This is a genomic window from Xanthomonas sp. F4, from assembly GCF_011761895.1.
Map to the genome: position 1 here is coordinate 1 of NZ_JAASQX010000008.1, position 21,085 is coordinate 21,085.

A 21,085-nucleotide genomic window follows, 5' to 3' on the forward strand; every position below is an offset into this window, starting at 1 on the left:
CTGCCGCGAACGGCGTACATCCATGTACGCCGCCCTTCGGGTTTTTCCCCGGTCCATCCGCCGCTGCGGAAGGGAACCCGGTAAGTCAAAAGCCAGAGCAACGGCAACAGCAACGGCAACGGCAACGGCAAAACAGCGGCAAAAACAGCGGCAACTGCCAAAGCGTCAGCAACAGCAGAGGCGACGGCAACTGCCAAGGCGACAGCGACAGCAAACTGCGCTTCGGCCCTGATTGCCGCTCGGCGGCCGCACGCTATGCCGCATGTCCCGCGCCCGCGTCTGCGCTCAATGCCGGCAACGCTGCCGGTGCCGGCGCCAGTTCCACAGATGCGCACCGGCCAGGGCCAGGCTGCCGCTCACCGTCATCGCGGTCTCGCTGGCCTCGTCGGGAATCCCGAAGGCGCCGGCCAGCAGACCGAGCAGCCCCAGCGCCGCCAGCGTCCACAGCGGCCAGGGCAGCGCGTCGCGCCGATGCCCGCGCCACAGCGCCAGCCCCGCCAACGGCGCGGCGATCGCCACGAACAGCACATGCACCCATTCGGCCTCGGCCCAGACCCCGAACAGCGGCAGCGCCGCGGCCAGCAACGGCAACGCCAGGCAGTGCAGCAGGCACAGCCCGGACAACACCATCGCCGAGGCATCGAAGAAGGATTGCGGCAGGGGTTTCATCGACGTCCACTCCAGTGCATCAAGTGTTATATAGTAACATTTCCAGCCCGCCACGCCTTCGCGCCGATGCCCGCCATGTCCATCTCCACCGTTTCCGATCGCCGCCTTCCCGTCACCGTGCTGTCCGGCTTCCTGGGCGCCGGCAAGACCACCCTGCTCAACCGCGTGCTGCACAACCGCGACGGCCGCCGCGTGGCGGTGATCGTCAACGACATGAGCGAGGTCAACATCGACGCGGCGCTGATCCGCGACGGCGGCGCCGCGCTCAGCCGCACCGAGGAGACGCTGGTCGAGTTCAGCAACGGCTGCATCTGCTGCACGCTGCGCGACGACCTGCGCCAGGAGGTGCAGCGCCTGGCCGAGAGCGGGCGCTACGACTACCTGCTGATCGAATCCACCGGCATCTCCGAACCGATGCCGGTGGCGGCCACCTTCGCCGTGCGCGATGCCGACGGCCGCGGTCTGGCCGATGTCGCGCGCCTGGACACCATGCTCACCGTGGTCGACGGGGTCAGCTTCCTGCGCGACTTCGGTTCGGCCGAGCGGCTGGCCGACCGCGGGCTGCAGGCCGGGGCCGACGACGACCGCGGGCTGGTCAACCTGCTGGTGGAGCAGATCGAGTTCGCCGACGTGATTGTCGTCAGCAAGGCCGACCTGGCCGATGCGGCCACCCTCGACCGCACCCGCGCGGTGCTGCGTGCGCTCAACCGCGATGCGCGCATCGTCGAGGCCAGCCATGGCGACGTACCACTGGAACTGGTGCTGGACACCGGCCGCTTCGACTTCGTGCGCGCGCAGCTGGCGCCGGGCTGGATGCAGGCGCTGCGCGGCGAGCACGCACCGGAGACCGAGCAGTTCGGCATCGAAAGCTTCGTCTATCGCGCGCGCCGGCCGTTCCATCCGCTGCGCTTCGCACGGCTGGCGCAGCGCGGCCTGCGCGACGTGATCCGCAGCAAGGGCTTCTTCTGGCTGGCCAGCCGCATGGACTGGGTCGGCGAACTGTCCATCGTCGGCGCCGCCACCCAGACCCAGGCCGCCGGGTTCTGGTACGCGGCGCGCGAGCGCGTGGACCGCGGCCTGCTGGAGACGCCGCTGGTGCTGCCGCCGTCGCCGCTGCCGTATACCGAGCTGGGCTGGCAGCGCCAGCAGACTGCGTGCTGGAACGCGCCGCCGCCGCAGGCCGAGGAGGTCGGCGATGCGCGCGAGTACGCGGCGCTGCGGGCGATGTGGCATCCGCTATGGGGCGACCGCCGCCAGGAACTGGCAGTGATCGGCGTCGGCCTGGACGCGGCGCGGGTGCGCGCCGAACTCGATGCCTGCCTGCTCGACGACGCCGAGCTGCGGCAGGGGCCGGTGGCGTGGCAGGGGCTGGAGGATCCGTTTCCGGCGTGGAGGCGTTGATTGAGCCGGGATTCGGGAATCGGGATTGGGGAATCGTAAGAGCGGGGTGCGGGTGCTGAGGGTTGATTGCCTGCCGGCACGATCAGGCCAGATTCGTGGCGATCCATTTCCAGCGCGATGACACTGATGCGCTTGCCATTCGAGAATCGGCAGCGGGAGTTGCAGGCGCGCGCTGAGAACTAGCTACCCGCACCCATCGCGATCAGCACGATCGCCGGCACCGCCAGCAGCAGGCCGAGGCGGTTCCAGCGATTGGTGGGTTCGCCGAACACCGCGACGCCGAGCAGGGTGCCCAGGCCGATCACGCCCAGGTTCATCGCTGCGAACACGCTGGCCGGGCTATCCGGCAGGGCCTGGTGCGCGCGCACGTAGAACAGGATGTTGCCGAAGTTGAGTGCGCCCAGCAGCAGGCCGGCGCCGAGGTTGCGCCAGGCCAGCGGGGCGGTGCCGCGCAGGTGGCGCCACAGCTGCACGCCCAGCAGCAGCACGAAGGCCAGCGCGAAGGCGACCAGCAGCGAGGCGGCGAACGGCGTGCCGGCCTGGGCGATGCGCTTGAGCAGCACGTCGATCGCGGCGAAGCCGACCCATACCAGCAGCAGCCACGGCGCGGTGCCTGCGGCGCTGCGCGGCGTCGTGTCCGGCCGCTGCACGATGCCGGCGATGGCCAGCAGGCCCAGCGCCAGGCCGGCCAGCTTGGCGCCGTTGGCGTGTTCGCCGAACCACAAGAAGGCCGCGGCCAGCGACAGCAGCAGCGACAGCCGCTGGGCGGCGTCGGTGCGCACGATGCCGGCGCTGGCCACCGCGCGGCCGAGCACCAGGAAGATGCCCGGCAGCAGCACGCCCAGGGCCAGCAGGGCCGCCCACGGCGTATGCGCGCCGTCCAGCGCGGCCAGCGGCGGCTGCAGCAGGGCCGCGCACAGCAGCAGCGCCGCCAGGTAGTTCCAGGTCACCGCCTGGGCCAGGTCGATGCGCCGTTGCGACGCCAGCTTCAGCAGCGCCGAGACCAGCACGCTGCACACCACACTCAGCAGAACGAAGACCACACGCGGGATCCGGATCGGGAAGGGAAAAGAACGCTGCGTGCACCGCATCCGCATGTGGCCACGACCCAGCCCCGGTATTATGACCGCATGACATCTCCCGCTTTCCCCACCGCCTCCGGCCCAGTGACGCTGCAAGGCCCCGCCGGCCCGATCGAGGCCGCGGTCGATCTGCCCGACGCCGACGTCGCCGCGCTGCCGGTCACCGCCATCGTCTGCCATCCGCTGTCCACCGAGGGCGGCAGCATGCACAACAAGGTGGTGACGATGGTCGCGCGCGCGCTGCGCGAACTGGGCGTGCACGTGGTGCGCTTCAACTTCCGCAGCGTCGGCGCTTCCGCCGGCAGCTTCGACCACGGCGAGGGCGAGCAGCAGGACCTGGCCGCGGTGGCCGCCTGGGTGCGCGCGCAGCGTCCGTACGACGCGTTGTGGCTGGCCGGTTTCAGCTTCGGCGCCTATGTCTCGCTGCGCGCCAGCGCCGCGCTGCAGCCGCAGGTGCTGATCTCGATCGCGCCGCCGGCCGGGCGCTGGGATTTTTCCGAGATGGTGCCGCCGCCGCAGTGGTTGGTGATCCAGGGCGAGGCCGACGAGATCGTCGATCCGCAGGCCGTGTACGACTGGCTGGAGACCCTGGAAGCGCAGCCAGAACTGGTGCGCATGCCCGACACCAGCCACTTCTTCCATCGCAAGCTGATCGACCTGCGCGGCGCCCTGCAGCACGCGGTCAAGGGCTGGCTGCCGGCGGCACAGGCGTGAGCGCGGCGGCATTGCCGTCGCAGCGCTACGCCGAGGGCGTGGCGCGCGGCGACTGGCGCGACGATCCGGCCCAGCACGCGGCGCTGGCCGAACTGGACCGCATCCACGTCGCGATCGTGGATGGCGACCAGGACGGCTGGCTGGACCGCCTGTCGGCGTTCTGGAAGAAGCCCGAGCCGGTGCGCGGCCTGTACTTCTGGGGCGGGGTCGGCCGCGGCAAGACCTTCCTGGTCGATCTGTTCTACGACGGCCTGCCGATCACGCGGAAGTACCGCACCCATTTCCACCGCTTCATGCGCGGCGTGCACGAGCGCCTGCGCGCGCATGCCGGGCAGAGCGATCCGCTGGCGAAGATCGCGCAGGAGTGGCGCAGCCGGCTGCGCGTGCTGGTGCTGGATGAGTTCTTCGTCACCGACATCGGCGATGCGATGCTGCTGTCGCGCCTGCTCGAGCGCCTGTTCGCCGAGGGCGTGACCCTGGTCACCACCTCCAATACCGCGCCGCAGAACCTGTACCTCAACGGCCTGCAGCGCGACAGCTTCCTGCCGGCGATCGCGCTGCTGCAGACCTACTGCGTGGAGCTGTACGCCGAGGGCACCGAGGACTACCGCATGCGCGCGCTGACCCGCTCGCCGGTGTACCGCGCGCCGCTGGCCGAGGACAGCGATGCCTGGCTGGAACAACGCTGGAGCGAGCTGACCGGCAAGGCCGAGGCGCGCCGCGGCAACATCGAGATCGAGGGACGCAAGATCCCGGTGCGCGCGCGCGGCAAGAGCATCGTCTGGTTCGATTTCGTCGCCTTGTGCGAAGGCCCGCGCGGTCCCAGCGACTACATCGAGATCGCGCACGAGTTCACCACCGTGCTGCTCGGCGGCATCCCGCACTTCGACCGCATGAACGAGGACGCGGCGCGGCGCTTCGTCAACCTGATCGACGAGCTGTACGACCGTCACGTCAACCTGGTCTGCACCGCGCAGGATCCGCCGCCGTCGCTGTACACCGGCGAGCGCCTGGCCGGCGCCTTCGAGCGCACCGCCTCGCGGCTGATCGAGATGCAGAGCGCCGAGTACCTGTCGGCCGCGCACCGGGTCTGAATGCAGGACCGCCGGCGCGCGCTCAGCGCACTGCGCCGGGCGCACACAGCCCGGCGACGAAGCGCGGCATCAGGCCCGCGGCCGCAATCTCTTCCAGATAGGAGGCCGCCAGGCAACTGGCGCCGCCCTCGCGGTGCGCGCAGCGGGCCGGGCCGAACGCGCCGTCCTGCGGCAACTGCCGGTCCATGGCCTGGCGCTGCGCCACCGACAGCCCGTCGCGAAACGTGTCCTCGGCATCGAGCAGGTCGGCCGGGGTGAGCCGGTCGGTCGGCACCGTTGGGCATTGGCGATGGGTTTCACGCGCCAGCGCGTCGGCGCCGGCACCGACCAGCACGGGGCCGGCGGGCAGGGTGTTCGGCACGACGGCGGCGGGCGCAGCGCCGAGTGCGGCCAACAGCAGGAACGCGATACGCATGCGGAAGCTCCTCGGGCTGCGCGGCAGCGTAATCCTGCGCCAGCGGCGGCGCAGTGGCAGGACGCCGACCGCTTCAGCCGGAAGTTAGCGCCGGCAAAAATATCGCTTGCGATTGAATCGCGCGCTATGTAATATCCCCTCCATGGACCGCACCTCTCCCCCCGACGCCACCGCGCTGCTGAAGCTGGACACCCAGCTGTGCTTCGCGCTGTATTCGGCCAACCTGGCGATGCACAAGCTCTACCGCGGGCTGCTGGGCGAGCTCGGCCTGACCTATCCGCAGTACCTGGTGATGCTGGTGCTGTGGGAACAGGACGGCTGCAGCGTCTCGGACATCGGCGAGAAGCTGTTCCTGGATTCGGCCACGCTGACCCCGCTGCTCAAGCGCCTGGAGGCGGTCGGCCTGCTGACCCGCCGCCGCGCCGCCGAGGACGAGCGCCGCGTGCTGATCGCGCTGACCGCCGAGGGCCAGGCCCTGCGTGCGCGTGCGCAGGCAGTGCCGGAAGGCGTGCTGTGCGCGGTCGCCTGCGACCTGCAGCAACTGACCCGGCTCAAGCACGACCTGGAAGAGGTCCGCGGCAAGTTGCTGGCCGCGCCCTGAGCGATTCCGGCTCCGATCACCCCATCCCCTCTACACCCATGGCGCCGCGGCGCCACCCTCCAAGGAGAACCACCATGGCTTCACCGACCACCATCGTCTACACCGCCACTGCCACCGCCACCGGGGGCCGCGACGGCCGCGCCGCCACCCCCGACAAGGCGTTGGACGTCAAGCTGTCGACCCCGCGCGAGCTGGGCGGCGCCGGCGGCGACGGCACCAACCCGGAGCAGCTGTTCGCGGCCGGCTACTCGGCCTGCTTCATCGGCGCGCTGAAGTTCGTCGCCGGGCAGGAGAAGGTGACGCTGCCGGCCGAGACGAACATCGAGGGCCATGTCGGCATCGGCCAGATCCCGGGCGGCTTCGGTATCGCGGTGGAACTGCGCATCGCGGCGCCGGGCGTGGAGCGTGCGACGCTGGAATCGCTGGTGGAGAAGGCGCACCAGGTGTGCCCGTACTCCAACGCCACCCGCGGCAATATCGACGTCAAGCTGGTCGTGCTCGGCTGAGCCAGCGAGCGGGATGTCTTGGCCGGTGCGTGCGCCGGTCCATGGCGGTAAGCGACGGGCGGCCAGTGGCCGCCCGTTCGCGTTGCGGGTGCCGCGCGTGTTGCCGCGCACATTGAGGCCGCCCTACGTCAATGTAATAGTTTGCGCTCCATCAAATCGGGCGCGCCATGCTCAGTTCCGCCTACAACGCCGAGACCGTCGCCGCCTTCCTGCAGGGCGCGCGTCGTGTGCTGGTGCTGACCGGTGCCGGCATGTCCGCCGAGAGCGGGGTGCCGACCTTTCGCGGCCAGGACGACAGCCTGTGGTCGCGCTTCGATCCCGAGCAACTGGCCACCGAGGACGCCTGGCGCGCCGATCCGGCCCTGGTCTGGGGCTGGTACCGCTGGCGCATGGCGATCGTGGCGCTGGCGCAGCCGCATGCCGGGCATCTTGCGCTGGCGCGCCTGGCCGAGGTCCGCCACACCACGCTGGTGACCCAGAACGTGGACGACCTGCACCAGCGCGCCGGCAGCGAGGTCGCCGCGCATGTGCACGGCCGCCTGTCGGCGCTGCGCTGCAGCGACTGCGGCCAGCCCTGGCGCGGGCTGCTGCCGCCGGTGGACGTGCACACGCCGAGCCAGCGCCTGGCGCCGCCGGTGTGCGCGGCCTGCGGCGGCACGGTGCGCCCGGGCGTGGTGTGGTTCGGCGAAGCGCTGCCGGCGGCGGAGTGGACGCGCGCGCAGACCGCGGCGGACGCCGCCGACCTGGTGCTGGTGATCGGCAGTTCCGGCCTGGTCTATCCGGCCGCCAGCCTGCCGCTGCAGGCCAAGGAGCGCGGCGCCTGCGTGGTCGAGATCAACCCCGAACCCAGCGCGCTGTCGGTGCGCGCCGATCTGCACTGGCGCGACAGCGCGGCGGTGGCGCTGCCGTTGCTGTTGCAGCAGTGCATGGCGGCCTGAGGCCGCTGCACGTTGAAGATGTGGCTTCGATTGCTTCGGTCGCCCCCCCGTGGAGTGTGATGATGGGCATCAAGCCTGGCCCCAGGCGCATCGCAAAGAGCACCGGCAAGCCGGATCGGCGTCAGCGGGACAACAAGGACATTCCGGGAAACACGAAATCCCTCAAGCCGCACAAGCACAAGCAAGGCGACTGAGCCGACCGGCGGCGCGGATGGCCGGGGAGGGCGCGCGCCGGGCGGCCGGCGGGCCGTTTCGATGGCATCTTGGCCCTTTCCGGGGCCCGGCTTCACGGCCCCGTTATGGCCGCGAACGTTCTCCGCGGCGGGGCCGAAACCGGCTGCCGACGGCAAACCGTTGCCAGGCTTAGGTTTTCGTAATTTGACCCATATTTAGCGTTGACGTCGTCGACCGACCACACTATCTTGGGGTGGTCGGTTCCGGCGGCCCCAAGCCGCGGGATCAAAAGGGAAGCCGGTGCGGCGTGCCAACGCCAATTCCGGCGCTGCCCCGCAGCGGTAATTGGGAACGAACCCGTCATCCGCACTGAGGCGCCCGCCTTGGGAAGCGACGGGCTAGGAACCGGCCACGGCCGTTGCCCATCAGCCCGAAGACCTGCCGACAGCCGCGCGAAGCACACCGCGCGGCGCCGACCGCGCGATCTCCGGGGGGAGATGGTCGGTGCAGCGATGACCGCCCGCAGGCCCGGTGCCTGCGCCGTTTGCAGTCTTCGCGACACCGCCTGCCCCTTCGGACCCGGTCGGACCGCTGCCTGCGAGGGTCGGGCGGCCGCGTGCACCACGCTTGGAGACCTTCATGAGCCAGACCCACAGCCTGCCGGCCACCGCGTCCGTCGACGCCGCCGTCGACCCCACGACCGCCGCCGCCACTGCCGCCACCGCCCAGCCGGAGCCGGCCAGCAGCGAGCCGAGCAACGACCAGCGCGCCGTGACCTGGATCGTCAAGGACGGCGGCAACCGCCGCATGGCCTTCGACCGTTCGCGCCTGCAGCGCACCCTGGACCGGATCCACGCCGAGTTCCCGCAGCTGGACGTGAGCGACTACGAGCGCAAGGCCTTCGCCTTCATCGAGAAGAGGGAAAGCCTGTCGGCCGACGACATGGTCGACTACCTGATCCGCGAGGCCGAGTCGCGCGTGGACATCGCCACGCCGGAGTGGGAGTACTTCGCCGCGCGCCTGTACCTGGACCGCCTGTACAAGCGCGCCAGCAAGAACCGTTTCTACGATGCCGGCGAGAAGTACGGCTCCTATGTCGGTCTGCAGGAAAGCCTGGCCGACCGCGGCGTGTACTCGATCGACATCCTCAAGAACTACTCCAAGGACGAACTGGCCGAAGCCGGCCGCATGATCGATCCGGAGCGCGACAAGCTGTTCGCGTACAACGGCCTGTACCTGCTGGCCACGCGTTACCTGGCCACCGATAACTCGCGCAAGGTCTACGAACTGCCGCAGGAGCGCTGGCTGACCATCGCCCTGTACCTGATGCAGGACGAGAAGCCGCGCGAGCGCCGCATGCAGCTGGTCGGCGAGGCCTACTGGGCGCTGTCCAACCTGTACATGACAGTGGCCACCCCGACCCTGGCCAACGCCGGCAAGATCGGCGGGCAGCTGTCGAGCTGCTTCATCGACACCGTCGACGACAGCCTGCAGGGCATCTACGACTCCAACACCGACGTGGCGCGCGTGTCCAAGCACGGCGGCGGCGTCGGCGCCTACCTGGGCTACGTGCGTTCCTCCGGCTCGGCGATCCGCGGGGTCAAGAACTCCAGCGGCGGCGTGGTGCCGTGGATCAAGCAGCTCAACAACACCGCCGTGTCGGTGGACCAGCTCGGCCAGCGCAAGGGCGCCATCGCCGTGTACCTGGACATCTGGCACCGCGACATCGAGGCGTTCCTGGACCTGCGCCTGAACAACGGCGACCAGCGCCTGCGCGCGCACGACGTGTTCACCGCGGTGTGCGTGCCGGACATCTTCATGGAAGCGGTCGAGCGCCGCGGCGAGTGGTACCTGTTCGACCCGCACGAGGTGAAGGAGGTCAAGGGCTGGTACCTGCAGGACTTCTTCGACGAGAAGCGCGGCGAAGGCAGCTTCCGCGCGCGTTACGAGGAAGTGGTGGCCGACGAGCGCATCGGCCGCAAGGTGGTCAAGGCCATCGACATGTTCAAGCGGATCATGGTCAGCCAGCTGGAGACCGGCAACCCGTTCATGTTCTATCGCGACGAAGTCAATCGCATGAACCCGAACAAGCACCAGGGCATGGTCTATTCCAGCAACCTGTGCACCGAGATCCTGCAGAACATGAGCCCGACGCGGGTCATCCAGGAGATGATCAGCGGCGACCAGATCGTCACCACCAAGCAGGCCGGCGACTTCGTCGTGTGCAACCTGTCCTCGGTGAACCTGGGCCGCGCGGTCACCGCGCAGCCGGACCTGCTGTCGCCGGACATCCTGGAGCGGCTGATCCGCGTGCAGGTGCGCATGCTCGACAACGTCATCGACCTCAACGAGCTGCCGGTGCCGCAGGCCACCATCACCAACCAGAAGTACCGCGCGATCGGTCTGGGCACCTTCGGCTGGCACCACCTGCTGGCGCAGAAGGGCATCGACTGGAACTCGCGTGCGGCCGAAGACTACAGCGATGAGCTGTACGAGCGCATCAACTACCTGACCATCCAGGCGAGCCTGGCGCTGGCCAAGGAGAAGGGCGCGTACAAGGTGTTCAAGGGCAGCGACTGGCAGAACGGCGAGTACTTCAGCAAGCGCGGCTACGACAGCGCCGAGTGGCAGGAACTGGCCGCGCAGGTGAGCGTGCATGGCGTGCGCAACGCCTGGATGGTGGCGGTGGCGCCGAACATGAGCACCGCGCAGATCGCCGGCTCCACTGCGTCGATCGACCCGATCTACAGCGCGTTCTACTATGAAGAGAAGAAGGATTTCCGCCGTCCGGTGGTGGCGCCGGGGCTGACCGTGGACACCTACCCGTACTACGAGAAGGGCGCCTACAAGGTCGACCAGTTCGCCAGCGTGCGCCAGAACGCGCGCCGCCAGCGCCACGTCGACCAGTCGATCAGCTTCAACTTCTACGTGCCCAGCGGCATCCGCGCCAGCACCCTGCTGGACCTGCACATGACCGCGTGGAAGGAAGGCCTGAAGACCACCTACTACGTGCGTTCCAACGACATCGACATCAGCGAGTGCGAGTGGTGCTCGAGCTGATCGCCGGCGTCTGACGCCACCGGCGCGCGGCGGCCCATGGCCGCCGCGCGTTTCGCATTCCCGCGCCGCCCGCCGGCGCCGTTCACCCGACTTGACGAAGCAAATCCATGGCCATCGCGCTCGACCGCATCAAGATCCTCGAACCGCTGCACCCCAACCGCTCCACCGGCATCATCAACGGCACCACCAGCGGCATCCTCAACTGGAACGACATCCCGTATCCGTCCTTCTACCGGGCGTACAAGGAGCTGTCGACCAACTTCTGGATCCCCGACGAAGTGGACATGAAGGGCGATGCCAAGCAGTACGGGGAGCTGTCGGCGCGCGAGAAGAACGCCTACGACTCGATCATCGGCCTGCTGGCCACGCTGGATTCGCCGCAGACGCGCTTCATCTACAACGTCGCCGAATACATCACCGACCCGGCCGCGCACGCCAATGCCGCGATCATCGGCCAGCAGGAAGTGATCCACAACGAGAGCTACTCGTACGTGCTGGCGTCGATCGCCGGCCTGGCTGACCAGAACCGCGTGTTCGAGATCGCGCGGACGCACCCGACCATCATCGCGCGCAACCAGCCGATCATGCAGGCCTACGACGACTTCATGCGCGAGAAGACCGCCGAGACCCTGCTGCGCTCGCTGATCCAGTCCTCGATCCTGGAAGGCATCAACTTCTATTCCGGCTTCGCGTATTTCTACAACCTGGTGCGGCAGAACCGCATGACCGGCACCGGCAAGATCATCAGCTTCATCAACCGCGACGAACTGGCCCACACCAAGTTCATCAGCGAGCTGATCCGCGCCATCATCGGCGAGAACGCCGAGCTGCAGACCAACGAGCTGACCGACTACGTGCACCAGGCCTTCGAACACGCGATCCGCCTGGAGACCGAGTGGTCCTCGGAAGTGCTCGACGGCATCGAGGGTATCGACGTGGACGAAATGATCCAATACGTGAAGTACCGCGCCAACAAGATGTCCGGCATGCTCGGCATCGAGAAGCTGTACAGCGGCGCCAGCGACAACGTGATGCCGTGGATCAAGGCCTACGCCGACAACTTCACCGAGACCAAGACCGACTTCTTCGAGATGCGCAACGCCAGCTACAAGAAGACCAACTCGGACAACGGTTTCGACGATCTTTGAGGGGCCGGGATTTGGGATTCGGCATTCGGGATTCGTAGCAGCAACGTGGAACCCGCTTTTCCCAGTCCCTGATCCCGTGCGCAGGAATTTGTTCTGCGCGACGGGTGGAAACCACGTCGACCCGCTCTTTCGAATCCCCAATCCCGACTCCCCAATCCCGGCTCCATGCGTATCCTGCTCGCCTACGCTTCGCTCAGCGGCAACACCCGCGACGTCGCCCGCCGCGTGCATGCGCAGTGCGAGGCGGCTGGGCACGCGGTGACCTGGATCCATACCGACCTGCAGACGCTGCAGGGCGCGCTCGGCGATGCCGCGCGCGCGGCGGACTTCGACCTGCACCTGCTCGGCAGCTGGAGCGACAACGCCGGGCGCACGCCGGCGGAGATGAAGCGCTACATCGCCGAGCTGGTCGAGGCGACCGGCAAGGCGATCGAGGTCGCGGCGTTCGGCACTGGCGAGACGCAGTGGGGGCTGGAGTATTACTGCGGTGCGGTCAAGCGCATTGCGCGGTTCTTCGACAGCGCCTATCCGTTGCTTGAGATCGAACAGATGCCGCATGGCGACCGTGACAACACGGCGATCGACGCCTGGTGCGCGCAGGTGCTGGCGTTGCGCGCGGCGCGGGCGTCGTCGGCAGATGCCGTGCCGGTGGCCGCTGTCGAGCCCCCGTCCGCCGGTGCGGCCGGATTCGCTGCGAGGGTGTTGCCGCTGCAGGGCAGCGGCTGACGCCGTCGTCGTTCCTTCGTTTTCCTGGCATTGCCGGTGTCGCCATCGTACGCCGGGCTTCTTCCGACATCAGACAAGGTTCCGTTGCATGCTCACCACCATCACCGTCTCCAGCGCCGAACAGTTCGCCGATGCGCTCGCCGCCCACCCGCGCGTGCTGGCCGATTTCAACAAGGACAACTGCCCCGGCTGCCGCATGCTCGACAAGTCGCTGGAGCGCTTCGCCGAGGGTGAGAGTGCGCAGGGCGTGACCTTGCTCAAGGTGAAGATGGAAGACGTGGGCGAGGACTTCTTCCGCGCCCAGGGCCTGCGCCAGACCCCGACCCTGATGCTGTTCCGCCAGGGCGAGGAAGTGGCGCGCGTGCCCGGCTTCGTGCCGCCGGCCAAGATCGACGAAGTGGTGCGCACGCACTTGGGCTGAGCGCGCTCATGCTCTCGTAGGACCGGCTTCAGCCGCGACGGGCTTCACCGATAGAGCCTGTCGCTGCTAAGCCGACTCTTGCGGTTGTGCTTGTCCGAAGCGCAAATCTCAAGCAGCAAAGGCAAAGGCAAAGGCTTTCGCCCTTTCGGGCGAGTTACTTTTCTTTGCTTGTGCAAAGAAAAGTAACCAAAAGAAAGCACACCCTGCCTCGCGCCCTCCGCGCTAACGCGCTCCGGGTCCGCGTCCATCCCGGGGATTCGCGGAAGGGGCATCCTGCCCCTGCCGCGAACGGCGCACGTCCCTGTGCGCCGCCCCTTCGGGGTTTTCCCCCGGGCTGGCCGCCGCTGCGGAAGGGAACCCGGTGAGTCAAAAGCCGAAGCAACATCAACAGCAAAGGCCGAGGCGACTGCGACTGCTGCGCACACCTGCGTCATTGCAGTGTCCGCCAGCGAATGCGCTGCACGTGGCGGCCCATGTCGGCTGTTGATCGTGGTGGACACGCAATCACCCTGGTTCCGGAAGAAGCTGCAGGCGCGGTTGTGCGTGGCGTATAGGCGGCTGTGCCGGCGTGCGCCTAGGCAGGCGCATCACCAGTGCAATGACGTATGCATGCGCTGTATCCGCAATAGCTTCTGCTTCTGCTTTTGCTTTTGCTTTTGCTGTTGATGTTGATGTTGATGTTGCTTTGGCTTTTGACTTACCGGGTTCCCTTCCGCAGCGGCGGATGGACCGGGGAAAAACCCGAAGGGCGGCGTACATGGATGTACGCCGTTCGCGGCAGGGGCAGGATGCCCCTTCCGCGAATCCCCGGTGCATCCGCGGACCCGGAGCGCGTAGCGCGGAGGGCGCGAGGCAGGGCGCGCTTTCTTTTGGTTACCTTTTCTTTGCGCGAGCAAAGAAAAGTAACTCGCCCGAAAGGGCGAAAGCCTTTGCTCTCGTCTACGGGGAGAGCTCGCGGCTAAAGTCACTTCTACATTCCCTCTAGGGGAGCGAAGCACTCCCCTATCCACGCCTGCCCGCCGCATGCCCCTGCGCCAACTGCCACAGGTGGCGCACGATCGGCATCGTCTGCACGGTGGCCGGTAGCGCGGCCAGTGCCAGCCGCGCCATCGGCACGCGGCCTTCGATGTCCAGGTAGCGCACGCCGGGCAACTGCACCTGGGTGGTGGAGGCCGGTACCACCGACACGCCCAGTTCGGCGGCGACTAGGTTGACGATGGAGGACATCTGCGGCGCCTCCTGGTCGATGCGCAGGTCGAAGCCGGCCTGGCGGCAGGCGTCGAGGATCTCGTCGTACAGGCTGGTGCCGAAGCTGCGCGGGAACAGGATGAAGGGTTCGCCGGCCAAGGCCGACAGCGGCGCGCGCTTGCGCTTGGCCAGCCGGTGCCCGGCCGGCACCGCGATCTTCATCGGCTCGTTGGGGAACTTCAGCAACTGCAGTTCCGGCGGCGTGACCACGCTGTAGCGGATGAAGGCCGCATCCAGACGGCCCTGCAGCAGCGCGGCGAGCAGGCCGGCAGTATTGGTTTCCTCCAACGACAACGCCACCGCCGGCCAGCCGCGGCGAAAGCCGCGCACCAGCGTGGGCACGACCGGATTGAATGCGGCCGACGCGGTGAAGCCGAGCCGCAGCACGCCGCTTTCGCCGCGCGCGGCGCGCCGGGCCGCCTCGCTGGCGCGCTCCAGATCGGCCAGCACGCGCCGTGCCTCGGTGCGGAAGGCGTGCCCCGCTTCGGTGAGCTCGGCGCCGCGCGGCGTGCGCACGAACAGCGGCGTGCCCAGTTCCTCCTCGAGCGCGCGGATCTGCTGGCTCAGTGGCGGTTGCTGGATGCCCAGTTGCGCCGCGGCGCGGGTGAAATGGCCGACCTCGGCCACGGCCAGGAAATAGCGCAGATGGCGCAGTTCCACGTCATATCCATCACGTATGGAGGGTGGGTGCATCATATATTGGACGTGGGGTCGGCGCAGGAGAATACTGCACCTCCATCCACTCCTACGATGTCCGTCGTGAACGCTTCCAGCCAATGCCCGCCCGTGCAGGCGGTGGACGATGCGCCGCTGCTGCGCATCCGCCTGGCCCTGTTCCTTGCCGGCTTCGCCACCTTTTCGCTGCTGTACAGCGTGCAGCCGTTGCTGCCCGAGTTCGCGCACGAGTTCGGGCTCAGCGCCGCGACCAGTTCGCTGCCGCTGTCGCTGGCCACCGGCGGCCTGGCGATCGCGATCTTCTGCGCCGGCGCGGTGTCGGAAACGCTGGGCCGGCGCGGCCTGATGTTCGTGTCGATCGCGTTGGCGGCGCTGCTCAACCTGTTGGCGTCGTGCCTGCCGCACTGGGGTTCCCTGGTGGTGGTGCGCGCGCTGTCCGGCATCGCCCTGGGCGGCGTGCCGGCGGTGGCAATGGTGTACCTGGCCGAGGAACTGCCGGCGAACCGGCTCGGCGCGGCGACCGGGCTGTACGTGGCCGGCAATGCTTTCGGCGGCATGGTCGGCCGTATCGGCATGAGCATGCTCACCGACCATTTCGACTGGCGCATCGCGCTGGGCACACTGAGCGTGGTGGATCTGCTGGTCGCGATCGGTTTCGTCCTGCTGCTGCCGCCGTCGCGGCACTTCGTTCGCCGCCAGGGCGTGAACCTGCGCTTCCACCTGCGCGCCTGGGGCGGGCACCTGCGCGATCGCCATCTGCCGTGGCTGTTCGCGATCCCGTTCCTGGCGATGGGCGTGTTCGTCAGCGTCTACAACTACGCCGGCTTCCGCCTGGGCGGGCCGGAGTTCGGACTGAGCCAGAGCCAGCTCGGCCTGATCTTCAGCGCCTACGTGTTCGGCATCGTGTCCTCGTCGGTCGCCGGCGCGGCGTCGGATCGCTTCGGCCGCGGCCCGGTGGTGCTGGCCGGCATCACCACCGCGGCGCTGGGCGTGGCGCTGACCCTGGCGCATGCGCTGGTGCCGATCATCGCCGGCATCGTGCTGCTGACCATCGGCTTTTTCGTCGCGCATTCGGCGGCCAGTGCCTGGGTCGGACGCCTGGGCGGCCAGCACAAGAGCCATGCCGCCTCGCTGTACCTGCTGGCCTACTACGCCGGCGCCAGCGTGATCGGCTCGCTCAGCGGCGCGGCCTGGCAGCACGGCGGCTGGAATGCGCTGGTCGCCTGTTGTCTGGTCCTGCTGGGCATCGGCCTGGTCGCCGCGCAGGTGCTGCACCGCGGCGCCGACGACAGCCGCCCTTACGGCCGCTTCGGGCCGCATCCGCCGCGCGGCGAGTGAGCCGCGCCGCCATCAGCCAACGAGGATCCGCAATGCAGATCGACCACCTCGACCATCTGGTTCTCACCGTCGCCGACATCGAGGCCAGCTGCGCGTTCTACACGCGTGTGCTCGGCATGCAGGTGCAGCGCTTCGGCGAAGGCCGCACCGCGCTGGCGTTCGGCCGGCAGAAGATCAACCTGCATGCCGCCGGCCGCGAATTCGAGCCGAAGGCGCGCGTGCCCACGCCCGGTTCCAGCGACCTGTGCTTCCTCACCACCACGCCACTGGCGCAGGTGGCCGAGGAACTGCAGGCCGCCGCCGTGCCGATCGAGGACGGGCCGGTGCAACGCACCGGCGCCACCGGCCCGATCCTGTCGCTGTATTTCCGCGACCCGGACGGCAACCTGATCGAGGTCGCCAACCCGTCGTGACCGCGGGCGCCGCCGTGGCCGCGCCCGCGTCGTGCGCTCACTCCGAGTAGCTCACCGACAGGGTCACGTTGGCGTAGCCGCCGCTGCCGCCGACCAGGCGGAAGAAGTAGCTGCCGGTGGCCGGCACCGCCATCTGCACATTCTGCGTGGTGCCGTTGCGCACCGAGCTGTAGTCGGCGTCGCTGCCGTCGGCGCTGGGCGCGCGCACCGCGCGCACGTACAGCCGCAATTGGCCGCTGCCGCCGAGGGTGCGGATCTGCAGGTTGCGCGCGTTGGTGGGCACGTCCAGGCGGTACAGCGTGCCCTGGCCGGCCGCGGCGGACAGCTTGCTCTGCGTGCCGCGTGCGATCGGAGTGGCGGTGGCTTCCTCGCCGCCGCCGCTGGCGCCGGCCGCGCGCGCCACCGCCTTGCCGGCATTGAGGATGCCGGCACCGATGCGCAGCGTCGGCTTGACCGGGAACACGTTGGAGGTCTGGGTCAGGATGTCGCGCATCTGCGCGCTCGTCGGCACCGGCCGGCCGGCGCTGATCGCAGCGCTGATCGCCAGCGCGACCACGCCGGCCACGTGCGGCGAGGCCATCGAGGTGCCGGCATAGCCGGCGTAGGTAGGCTGGTCCGGACCATGGGTGCCTTTGTTGAGGGTGGACCAGACCAGACCGGTACGTACCGATCCCGAGCCGCTGGACGCATCGTTGGCGTAGACGCCGCCGCCGGGCGCCGACAGGGTGATGGTGTTGCCGTAGTTGGAGTAGTACGCGCGGCCGCCGGTGATGCCGGTGGCCGCGATGTTGATGACGCCCGGGCAACTGGCCGGCGAATAGGCCGCGGCGTCGGCGTTGTCGTTGCCAGCGGCCACCACCACCACGCTGCCGCGCGCGATGGCGCTGGAGATGGCGTTGGCGGTCACCGAATCCTGCGCGCAGCTGCCGCCGCCGCCCAGGCTCATGTTGATCACTTCGGCCGGGTTGGTGTTGTCGGGCACGCCGTCGACATGGCCGCCGGACGCCCACACGATGGCATCGGCGATGTCGGCGGTGGTGCCGCCGCAGTGACCGAGCGCGCGGATCGGCAGGATCTTCGCGTCCGGCGCGATCCCGGCCATGCCGATGCCGTTGTTGGTGCGCATGGCGATGGTGCCGGCGACGTGGGTGCCGTGCCAGGAGCTGTCGCTCTGTTCGTTCGGCTGCGCGCAGCCGCCGTTGGCGACCAGGTATTTGTCGTCGGTGGTCCAGTCGCCGGTATCCCAGCCGCCGGCCGCGCGACCGTTGCTGGCGCGGCCGGACATCAGCGCATCGCTGATGAAGTCGTAGCCGGCGTTGGCCAGCGACGTGTCCAGATCCGGATGCGCGGTGATGCCGGTGTCGATCACCGCCACCACCACGCCCTGGCCGGTGCCGTACTGCCAGGCCGGCAGCAGGTCGATGCCGCCGCGGTTGGCGTAGCCGGTGGTCTCCGGCGCCAGCGTTTCCAGGTGGCCGTCGGGCGTGCGCAGGTGCCATTGCACCTCGTAACCCGGGTCGTTGGGCGCGGCGACGGCACTGGCCGTGGCCTGCGCGGTGCTGCGCACCGGCTTGAGGATCAGGTTCGGCTCGACGTGCGCCACCGCGGGGTCGGCGCGCAGGCTGGTCATCAGCGTCTCCAGCTGCGAAGGACTCAGCGCGCGGTTGGGCCGCACCAGGTCGGCGCCGGTGGCCAGCCGCCGCACCCGGCTCAGCGCTGGCACGCTCTGCCGATAGGTGCTGGCCCAGGTGCCGGCGCTGCTGCGCGCGGCCTGGTTGAGCGTGCTGGCTGCAGCGTTGGCATCGCGGCGTGCGCTGCTGCCGTCGCGGTAGGTCACGATCAGGCCATCGTAGACCGTGGATTGCCCGGGCGTGGCCTGGGCCAGGGTCGAGAAGCGCGGGGCGGACTGCGCCTGCGCGGTGCCGGCGAGCGCCAGGCCCAGCGACAGGGCGAGCAGGTTGCGGGAGAACGGTGCGGTGGACGTCATGGCGGTGTCTCTGCAGAAGAGCGGGGAGGCGGAGTGGGAGGCGTGACGGGATGCGCTGCGCGCGTCACCAACTGAAGCCGGCACCGGCGGACACGCTCTTCTCGCTGCCGGAGAAGGCGCCGCCGAGCGAGACGCTGGCGCGGTTGCCGATCGCGCGCTGGTAGCCGACGGCCAGTGCGCTTTCGCCGCCCTGCGAACCGACGCCGACGCCGACGCGATTGGCTCCGGCCAGGCCGGAGGTGTTGACCGCCATGCCGGCATAGGCGGCGCTAACCGCGCCCATCCGGTCGATGCGCCGGTCCAGGTGCTGGAAGCGCTGGTCGGTGTCGTTGCGCAGCTTGGTCAGGTTGTCGTCCCACCCCGCCATGCGGCTGTCGGTGTAGGCGTTGGCGCTGCTGAGGGTGGCGCTGTCGCCGGCCTGCATCTGCGCGACGTTGACCGCATCGGTGGCGGCGCTGCCGGCCGCGACGTTGCTGATCTGCCGTTCGTTGCCGGCGCTGCCCACCGAGACGGTGTTGGCACGGGTGGCGGAGGAACCGCGGCCGATGGCCACGGCGTTGGTCGCCGAGACCGAGGCGCCCTGGCCGATGGCGGTGCCGGAGGCCGCAGTGACCGTGGCGCTTTCGCCCACCGCCACCGCATTCGTGGCGCTGGCACTGATGCTGGCGTTGGCGCCGACCGCGGTGCTGCCGTCGGCATTGACCTGCGCGTTGCCGCCTAGCGCGGTGTCGTTGGGGCCATAGGCCAGCGCATTGGAACCGATCGCCGTGCCGTTCTGGCCGTTGGCGGTGGCCTGCGCGCCCACTGCCACCGCGTTGGTGCCGGCGCCGACGCTGGGGCCGCCCTCGGCACCGCCGCCCACCGCCACGCCGCCGGCACCGCTGCCGACACGGGTGTCCAGCGACGACAGCGCACCGTCCAGCGCCGACAGCGCCGAGCCGACCGTGCCGTAGCTGCGGCCCTGGATCAGATAGCTGCCGCCGTTGAAGCTGCCATCGCCGCCGACCGCGCTGCCGGCGCCGAGCGCGCTTGCGATGCTGCGCAACTGCAGCACGTTGACCGCATCGGTGTCGGCGGTGCCGGCGGCGACGTAGGTGAGCTGGCGCAGCGCGCCGTCGTTGCCGAACGCCACCACGTTGTCGCGGTCGGCCATCGAACCGGCGCCGATGGCCACGCTGTTGATGCCGGTGGCGGCGCTGTTGTAGCCCAGCGCGACGCTGCCCGCGGTCAGCGCGGTGGCGCCGCTGCCGAGCGCGGTGGCGCCGATGGCGTTGGCGCTGGCGACGGAGCCGAACGCACTGGCGTCCTGCCCGTCGGCGAAGGAGGTCGCGCCCACCGCCAGCGCATGGCTGCTGGTGGCCACCGCCGAGGCGCCCAGCGCCATGCTGTAGTCGGCATCGGCATGGCTATCGAAGCCCAGCGCGGTGCCGTAGTCGGACAGTGCCCAGGCACCAGCGCCGACGGTGACCGCGCCCAGCCCGTTGGACTGCGCCGGCACGCCGGCATTGCTGGCGCCGATCGCCACGCTCTGCTGGCCGGCCGCCGCGGCGTTGTCGCCGATCGCGATGCCGCCGTCGCCGCTGGCGGTGGCGGAATAGCCCATCGCCACGCCGAAGAAGCCGGAAGCGACGCTGTAGCCGCCAGTGGCGATGGCGCCGGTACCGCCGGCATTGGCCGCGTAGCCGAACGCGCTGGACTGCACGCCGCTGGCGGTGGTGGAGGAACCGCTGGCGGTGGCGTACTCGCCGGTGGCCGCGGAGGTCGAGCCCACCGCCGTGGCGCCGCCGCTGGTGGCGCTGGCGTTCCAGCCCAGCGCGCTGGCGGAGTCGGCGGTCGCGGTGGCGGCGGTGCCCAGGGCCAGCGAGCCGAAGCCGGTGCTCTGCGCTCCGGCCGAGTCGCCATAGGTGCTGCCGAAGAAACTGCCGCCGATCGCGATCGCCGAGGTGCCGCTGGCGACCGCGCCGTCGCCCATGGCGATGGCGGCACTCTCGGAGGCGACGGTGTGGTGGCCGATGGCGACGGCGAAGGCGCCGGAGGCATCGGCGCGGGCGCCCATCGCCACCGCGCGCAGGCCAGCGGCGCTGGCGTAGTCGCTGCCGTCGTTCAAGCCTTCGGCCAGGAAATAACGGGCGGTGTTCTGGCTGCCCGGTTGCACGTCCTGGGTGGTGGCATCCTGGGGCGCGGCCTCGGCGCTGTCGGTCTCGGTGCTGGCGGCCGCGGCGGCAGTACCGCTGTACGTCGCCTGTGCGTGTGGCTGCGGCTGCGTGGTCGCAGCCGGCGCCGTGGCGGCGAAGGCGCTCGCGGGCAGGCTCAGCGCGAGCAGCAACGCGGCGGTCAACAGACCGTCAGACGCCTGCGGCAGGATGGACGAAGTTGGCGACAGCGGGCGCACACCGGTGCGCAAAGCGGTAAGCAGAAGAGGCATGGTCGGCTCCGGGCTGGGTCGGGAGCGTCGTCCCGACAACGAGTCAGGCC

The 21,085-nt window shown here is 69.4% G+C and carries 20 protein-coding genes and 1 riboswitch; of the genes, 13 read left to right on the forward strand and 7 right to left on the reverse strand.

The genetic code is table 11. The features are described from left to right. Together FHR66_RS20970 and FHR66_RS19145 are read right to left on the reverse strand one after the other, a co-directional pair. Window positions 1-197, reverse strand: a 197-nt coding sequence (locus tag FHR66_RS20970; RefSeq protein WP_208417154.1) for a hypothetical protein, incomplete at its 3' end; no start/stop codon positions are given. Window positions 198-285: 88 nt separating this feature from the next. After that, window positions 286-669, reverse strand: coding sequence for a MerC domain-containing protein (locus FHR66_RS19145; protein WP_160968410.1), 384 nt, complete (start codon window positions 667-669; stop codon window positions 286-288). A gap of 75 nt (window positions 670-744) precedes the next feature. On the opposite strand from FHR66_RS19145, the gene FHR66_RS19150 reads away from it, so the two are divergent. Next, window positions 745-2,070 carry a GTP-binding protein gene (locus tag FHR66_RS19150; protein ID WP_160968411.1) on the forward strand — a complete coding sequence of 442 codons (1,326 nt, stop codon included), beginning with the start codon at window positions 745-747 and terminating at the stop codon, window positions 2,068-2,070. Between the two features lie 179 nt (window positions 2,071-2,249). Here the strand turns inward: FHR66_RS19150 and FHR66_RS19155 are convergent, their stop codons facing one another. Next, entirely contained in the window at window positions 2,250-3,113 is an 864-nt protein-coding gene (locus tag FHR66_RS19155; RefSeq protein WP_160968412.1) for an EamA family transporter, read from the reverse strand. 87 nt (window positions 3,114-3,200) lie between these two features. On the opposite strand from FHR66_RS19155, the gene FHR66_RS19160 reads away from it, so the two are divergent. Both FHR66_RS19160 and zapE read left to right on the forward strand, forming a co-directional pair. After that, complete coding sequence (locus FHR66_RS19160) at window positions 3,201-3,866, forward strand: alpha/beta hydrolase (protein WP_160968413.1); 666 nt, start codon at window positions 3,201-3,203, stop codon at window positions 3,864-3,866. Then, complete coding sequence (gene zapE / locus FHR66_RS19165) at window positions 3,863-4,960, forward strand: cell division protein ZapE (RefSeq protein ID WP_160968414.1); 1,098 nt, start codon at window positions 3,863-3,865, stop codon at window positions 4,958-4,960. Before FHR66_RS19160 ends, zapE begins: the two co-directional genes overlap by 4 nt. A 22-nt stretch (window positions 4,961-4,982) precedes the next feature. Here the strand turns inward: zapE and FHR66_RS19170 are convergent, their stop codons facing one another. After that, window positions 4,983-5,375, reverse strand: coding sequence for a hypothetical protein (locus FHR66_RS19170; protein ID WP_160968415.1), 393 nt, complete (start codon window positions 5,373-5,375; stop codon window positions 4,983-4,985). 142 nt (window positions 5,376-5,517) lie between these two features. On the opposite strand from FHR66_RS19170, the gene FHR66_RS19175 reads away from it, so the two are divergent. From FHR66_RS19175 to FHR66_RS19205, 8 genes are all read left to right on the forward strand, one after another. Then, the gene (locus FHR66_RS19175) at window positions 5,518-5,976 is read left to right on the forward strand and encodes a MarR family winged helix-turn-helix transcriptional regulator (RefSeq protein ID WP_160968417.1); all 459 of its coding nucleotides are present in this window, start codon (window positions 5,518-5,520) and stop codon (window positions 5,974-5,976) included. Between the two features lie 74 nt (window positions 5,977-6,050). Then, the gene (locus FHR66_RS19180; protein ID WP_160968419.1) at window positions 6,051-6,482 is read left to right on the forward strand and encodes an organic hydroperoxide resistance protein; all 432 of its coding nucleotides are present in this window, start codon (window positions 6,051-6,053) and stop codon (window positions 6,480-6,482) included. A 167-nt stretch (window positions 6,483-6,649) separates the two neighbouring features. After that, window positions 6,650-7,420: an SIR2 family NAD-dependent protein deacylase gene (locus tag FHR66_RS19185; protein WP_160968421.1), complete on the forward strand. Its 771-nt coding sequence runs from the start codon at window positions 6,650-6,652 to the stop codon at window positions 7,418-7,420. 62 nt (window positions 7,421-7,482) lie between these two features. After that, window positions 7,483-7,614 carry a hypothetical protein gene (locus FHR66_RS21195; protein WP_255419584.1) on the forward strand — a complete coding sequence of 44 codons (132 nt, stop codon included), beginning with the start codon at window positions 7,483-7,485 and terminating at the stop codon, window positions 7,612-7,614. 221 nt (window positions 7,615-7,835) lie between these two features. Then, window positions 7,836-8,054: riboswitch (cobalamin riboswitch) on the forward strand. Window positions 8,055-8,233: 179 nt separating this feature from the next. Further along, the gene (locus tag FHR66_RS19190; protein WP_160968423.1) at window positions 8,234-10,654 is read left to right on the forward strand and encodes a ribonucleoside-diphosphate reductase subunit alpha; all 2,421 of its coding nucleotides are present in this window, start codon (window positions 8,234-8,236) and stop codon (window positions 10,652-10,654) included. A 107-nt stretch (window positions 10,655-10,761) separates the two neighbouring features. Beyond that, entirely contained in the window at window positions 10,762-11,802 is a 1,041-nt protein-coding gene (locus FHR66_RS19195; protein WP_010340146.1) for a ribonucleotide-diphosphate reductase subunit beta, read from the forward strand. A gap of 165 nt (window positions 11,803-11,967) precedes the next feature. Next, window positions 11,968-12,528, forward strand: a complete 561-nt coding sequence (locus FHR66_RS19200) for a flavodoxin (RefSeq protein WP_160968425.1) — start codon at window positions 11,968-11,970, stop codon at window positions 12,526-12,528. A gap of 88 nt (window positions 12,529-12,616) precedes the next feature. Next, window positions 12,617-12,949: a thioredoxin family protein gene (locus FHR66_RS19205; protein WP_160968427.1), complete on the forward strand. Its 333-nt coding sequence runs from the start codon at window positions 12,617-12,619 to the stop codon at window positions 12,947-12,949. Window positions 12,950-13,951: 1,002 nt separating this feature from the next. Here the strand turns inward: FHR66_RS19205 and FHR66_RS19210 are convergent. Beyond that, a complete protein-coding gene (locus tag FHR66_RS19210) occupies window positions 13,952-14,857 on the reverse strand; it encodes a LysR family transcriptional regulator (protein WP_160968429.1) in 906 nt (301 codons plus the stop codon). A 90-nt stretch (window positions 14,858-14,947) separates the two neighbouring features. Between FHR66_RS19210 and FHR66_RS19215 the strand changes: the two genes are divergently transcribed. Continuing rightward, a complete protein-coding gene (locus FHR66_RS19215; RefSeq protein WP_202394853.1) occupies window positions 14,948-16,210 on the forward strand; it encodes an MFS transporter in 1,263 nt (420 codons plus the stop codon). Between the two features lie 32 nt (window positions 16,211-16,242). Continuing rightward, complete coding sequence (locus FHR66_RS19220; RefSeq protein WP_160968433.1) at window positions 16,243-16,623, forward strand: VOC family protein; 381 nt, start codon at window positions 16,243-16,245, stop codon at window positions 16,621-16,623. A gap of 37 nt (window positions 16,624-16,660) precedes the next feature. On the opposite strand, the gene FHR66_RS19225 is transcribed toward FHR66_RS19220, so the two are convergent. After that, a complete protein-coding gene (locus FHR66_RS19225; RefSeq protein WP_160968435.1) occupies window positions 16,661-18,610 on the reverse strand; it encodes a S8 family serine peptidase in 1,950 nt (649 codons plus the stop codon). A 64-nt stretch (window positions 18,611-18,674) separates the two neighbouring features. After that, complete coding sequence (locus tag FHR66_RS19230) at window positions 18,675-21,035, reverse strand: YadA-like family protein (RefSeq protein WP_167088044.1); 2,361 nt, start codon at window positions 21,033-21,035, stop codon at window positions 18,675-18,677. Between the last annotated feature and the right edge of the window lie 50 nt (window positions 21,036-21,085).

Coding starts and splice junctions, on each gene's coding strand:
- FHR66_RS19190 (WP_160968423.1), top strand. CDS start 8,234: ATGAGCCAGACCCACAGCCTGCCGGCCACCGCGTCCGTCGACGCCGCC.
- FHR66_RS19195 (WP_010340146.1), top strand. CDS start 10,762: ATGGCCATCGCGCTCGACCGCATCAAGATCCTCGAACCGCTGCACCCC.
- FHR66_RS19200 (WP_160968425.1), top strand. CDS start 11,968: ATGCGTATCCTGCTCGCCTACGCTTCGCTCAGCGGCAACACCCGCGAC.
- FHR66_RS19175 (WP_160968417.1), top strand. CDS start 5,518: ATGGACCGCACCTCTCCCCCCGACGCCACCGCGCTGCTGAAGCTGGAC.
- FHR66_RS19180 (WP_160968419.1), top strand. CDS start 6,051: ATGGCTTCACCGACCACCATCGTCTACACCGCCACTGCCACCGCCACC.
- FHR66_RS19185 (WP_160968421.1), top strand. CDS start 6,650: ATGCTCAGTTCCGCCTACAACGCCGAGACCGTCGCCGCCTTCCTGCAG.
- FHR66_RS19215 (WP_202394853.1), top strand. CDS start 14,948: ATGTCCGTCGTGAACGCTTCCAGCCAATGCCCGCCCGTGCAGGCGGTG.
- FHR66_RS19205 (WP_160968427.1), top strand. CDS start 12,617: ATGCTCACCACCATCACCGTCTCCAGCGCCGAACAGTTCGCCGATGCG.
- FHR66_RS21195 (WP_255419584.1), top strand. CDS start 7,483: ATGGGCATCAAGCCTGGCCCCAGGCGCATCGCAAAGAGCACCGGCAAG.
- FHR66_RS19170 (WP_160968415.1), bottom strand. CDS start 5,375: ATGCGTATCGCGTTCCTGCTGTTGGCCGCACTCGGCGCTGCGCCCGCC.
- FHR66_RS19225 (WP_160968435.1), bottom strand. CDS start 18,610: ATGACGTCCACCGCACCGTTCTCCCGCAACCTGCTCGCCCTGTCGCTG.
- FHR66_RS19145 (WP_160968410.1), bottom strand. CDS start 669: ATGAAACCCCTGCCGCAATCCTTCTTCGATGCCTCGGCGATGGTGTTG.
- FHR66_RS19230 (WP_167088044.1), bottom strand. CDS start 21,035: ATGCCTCTTCTGCTTACCGCTTTGCGCACCGGTGTGCGCCCGCTGTCG.
- FHR66_RS19150 (WP_160968411.1), top strand. CDS start 745: ATGTCCATCTCCACCGTTTCCGATCGCCGCCTTCCCGTCACCGTGCTG.
- FHR66_RS19160 (WP_160968413.1), top strand. CDS start 3,201: ATGACATCTCCCGCTTTCCCCACCGCCTCCGGCCCAGTGACGCTGCAA.
- FHR66_RS19220 (WP_160968433.1), top strand. CDS start 16,243: ATGCAGATCGACCACCTCGACCATCTGGTTCTCACCGTCGCCGACATC.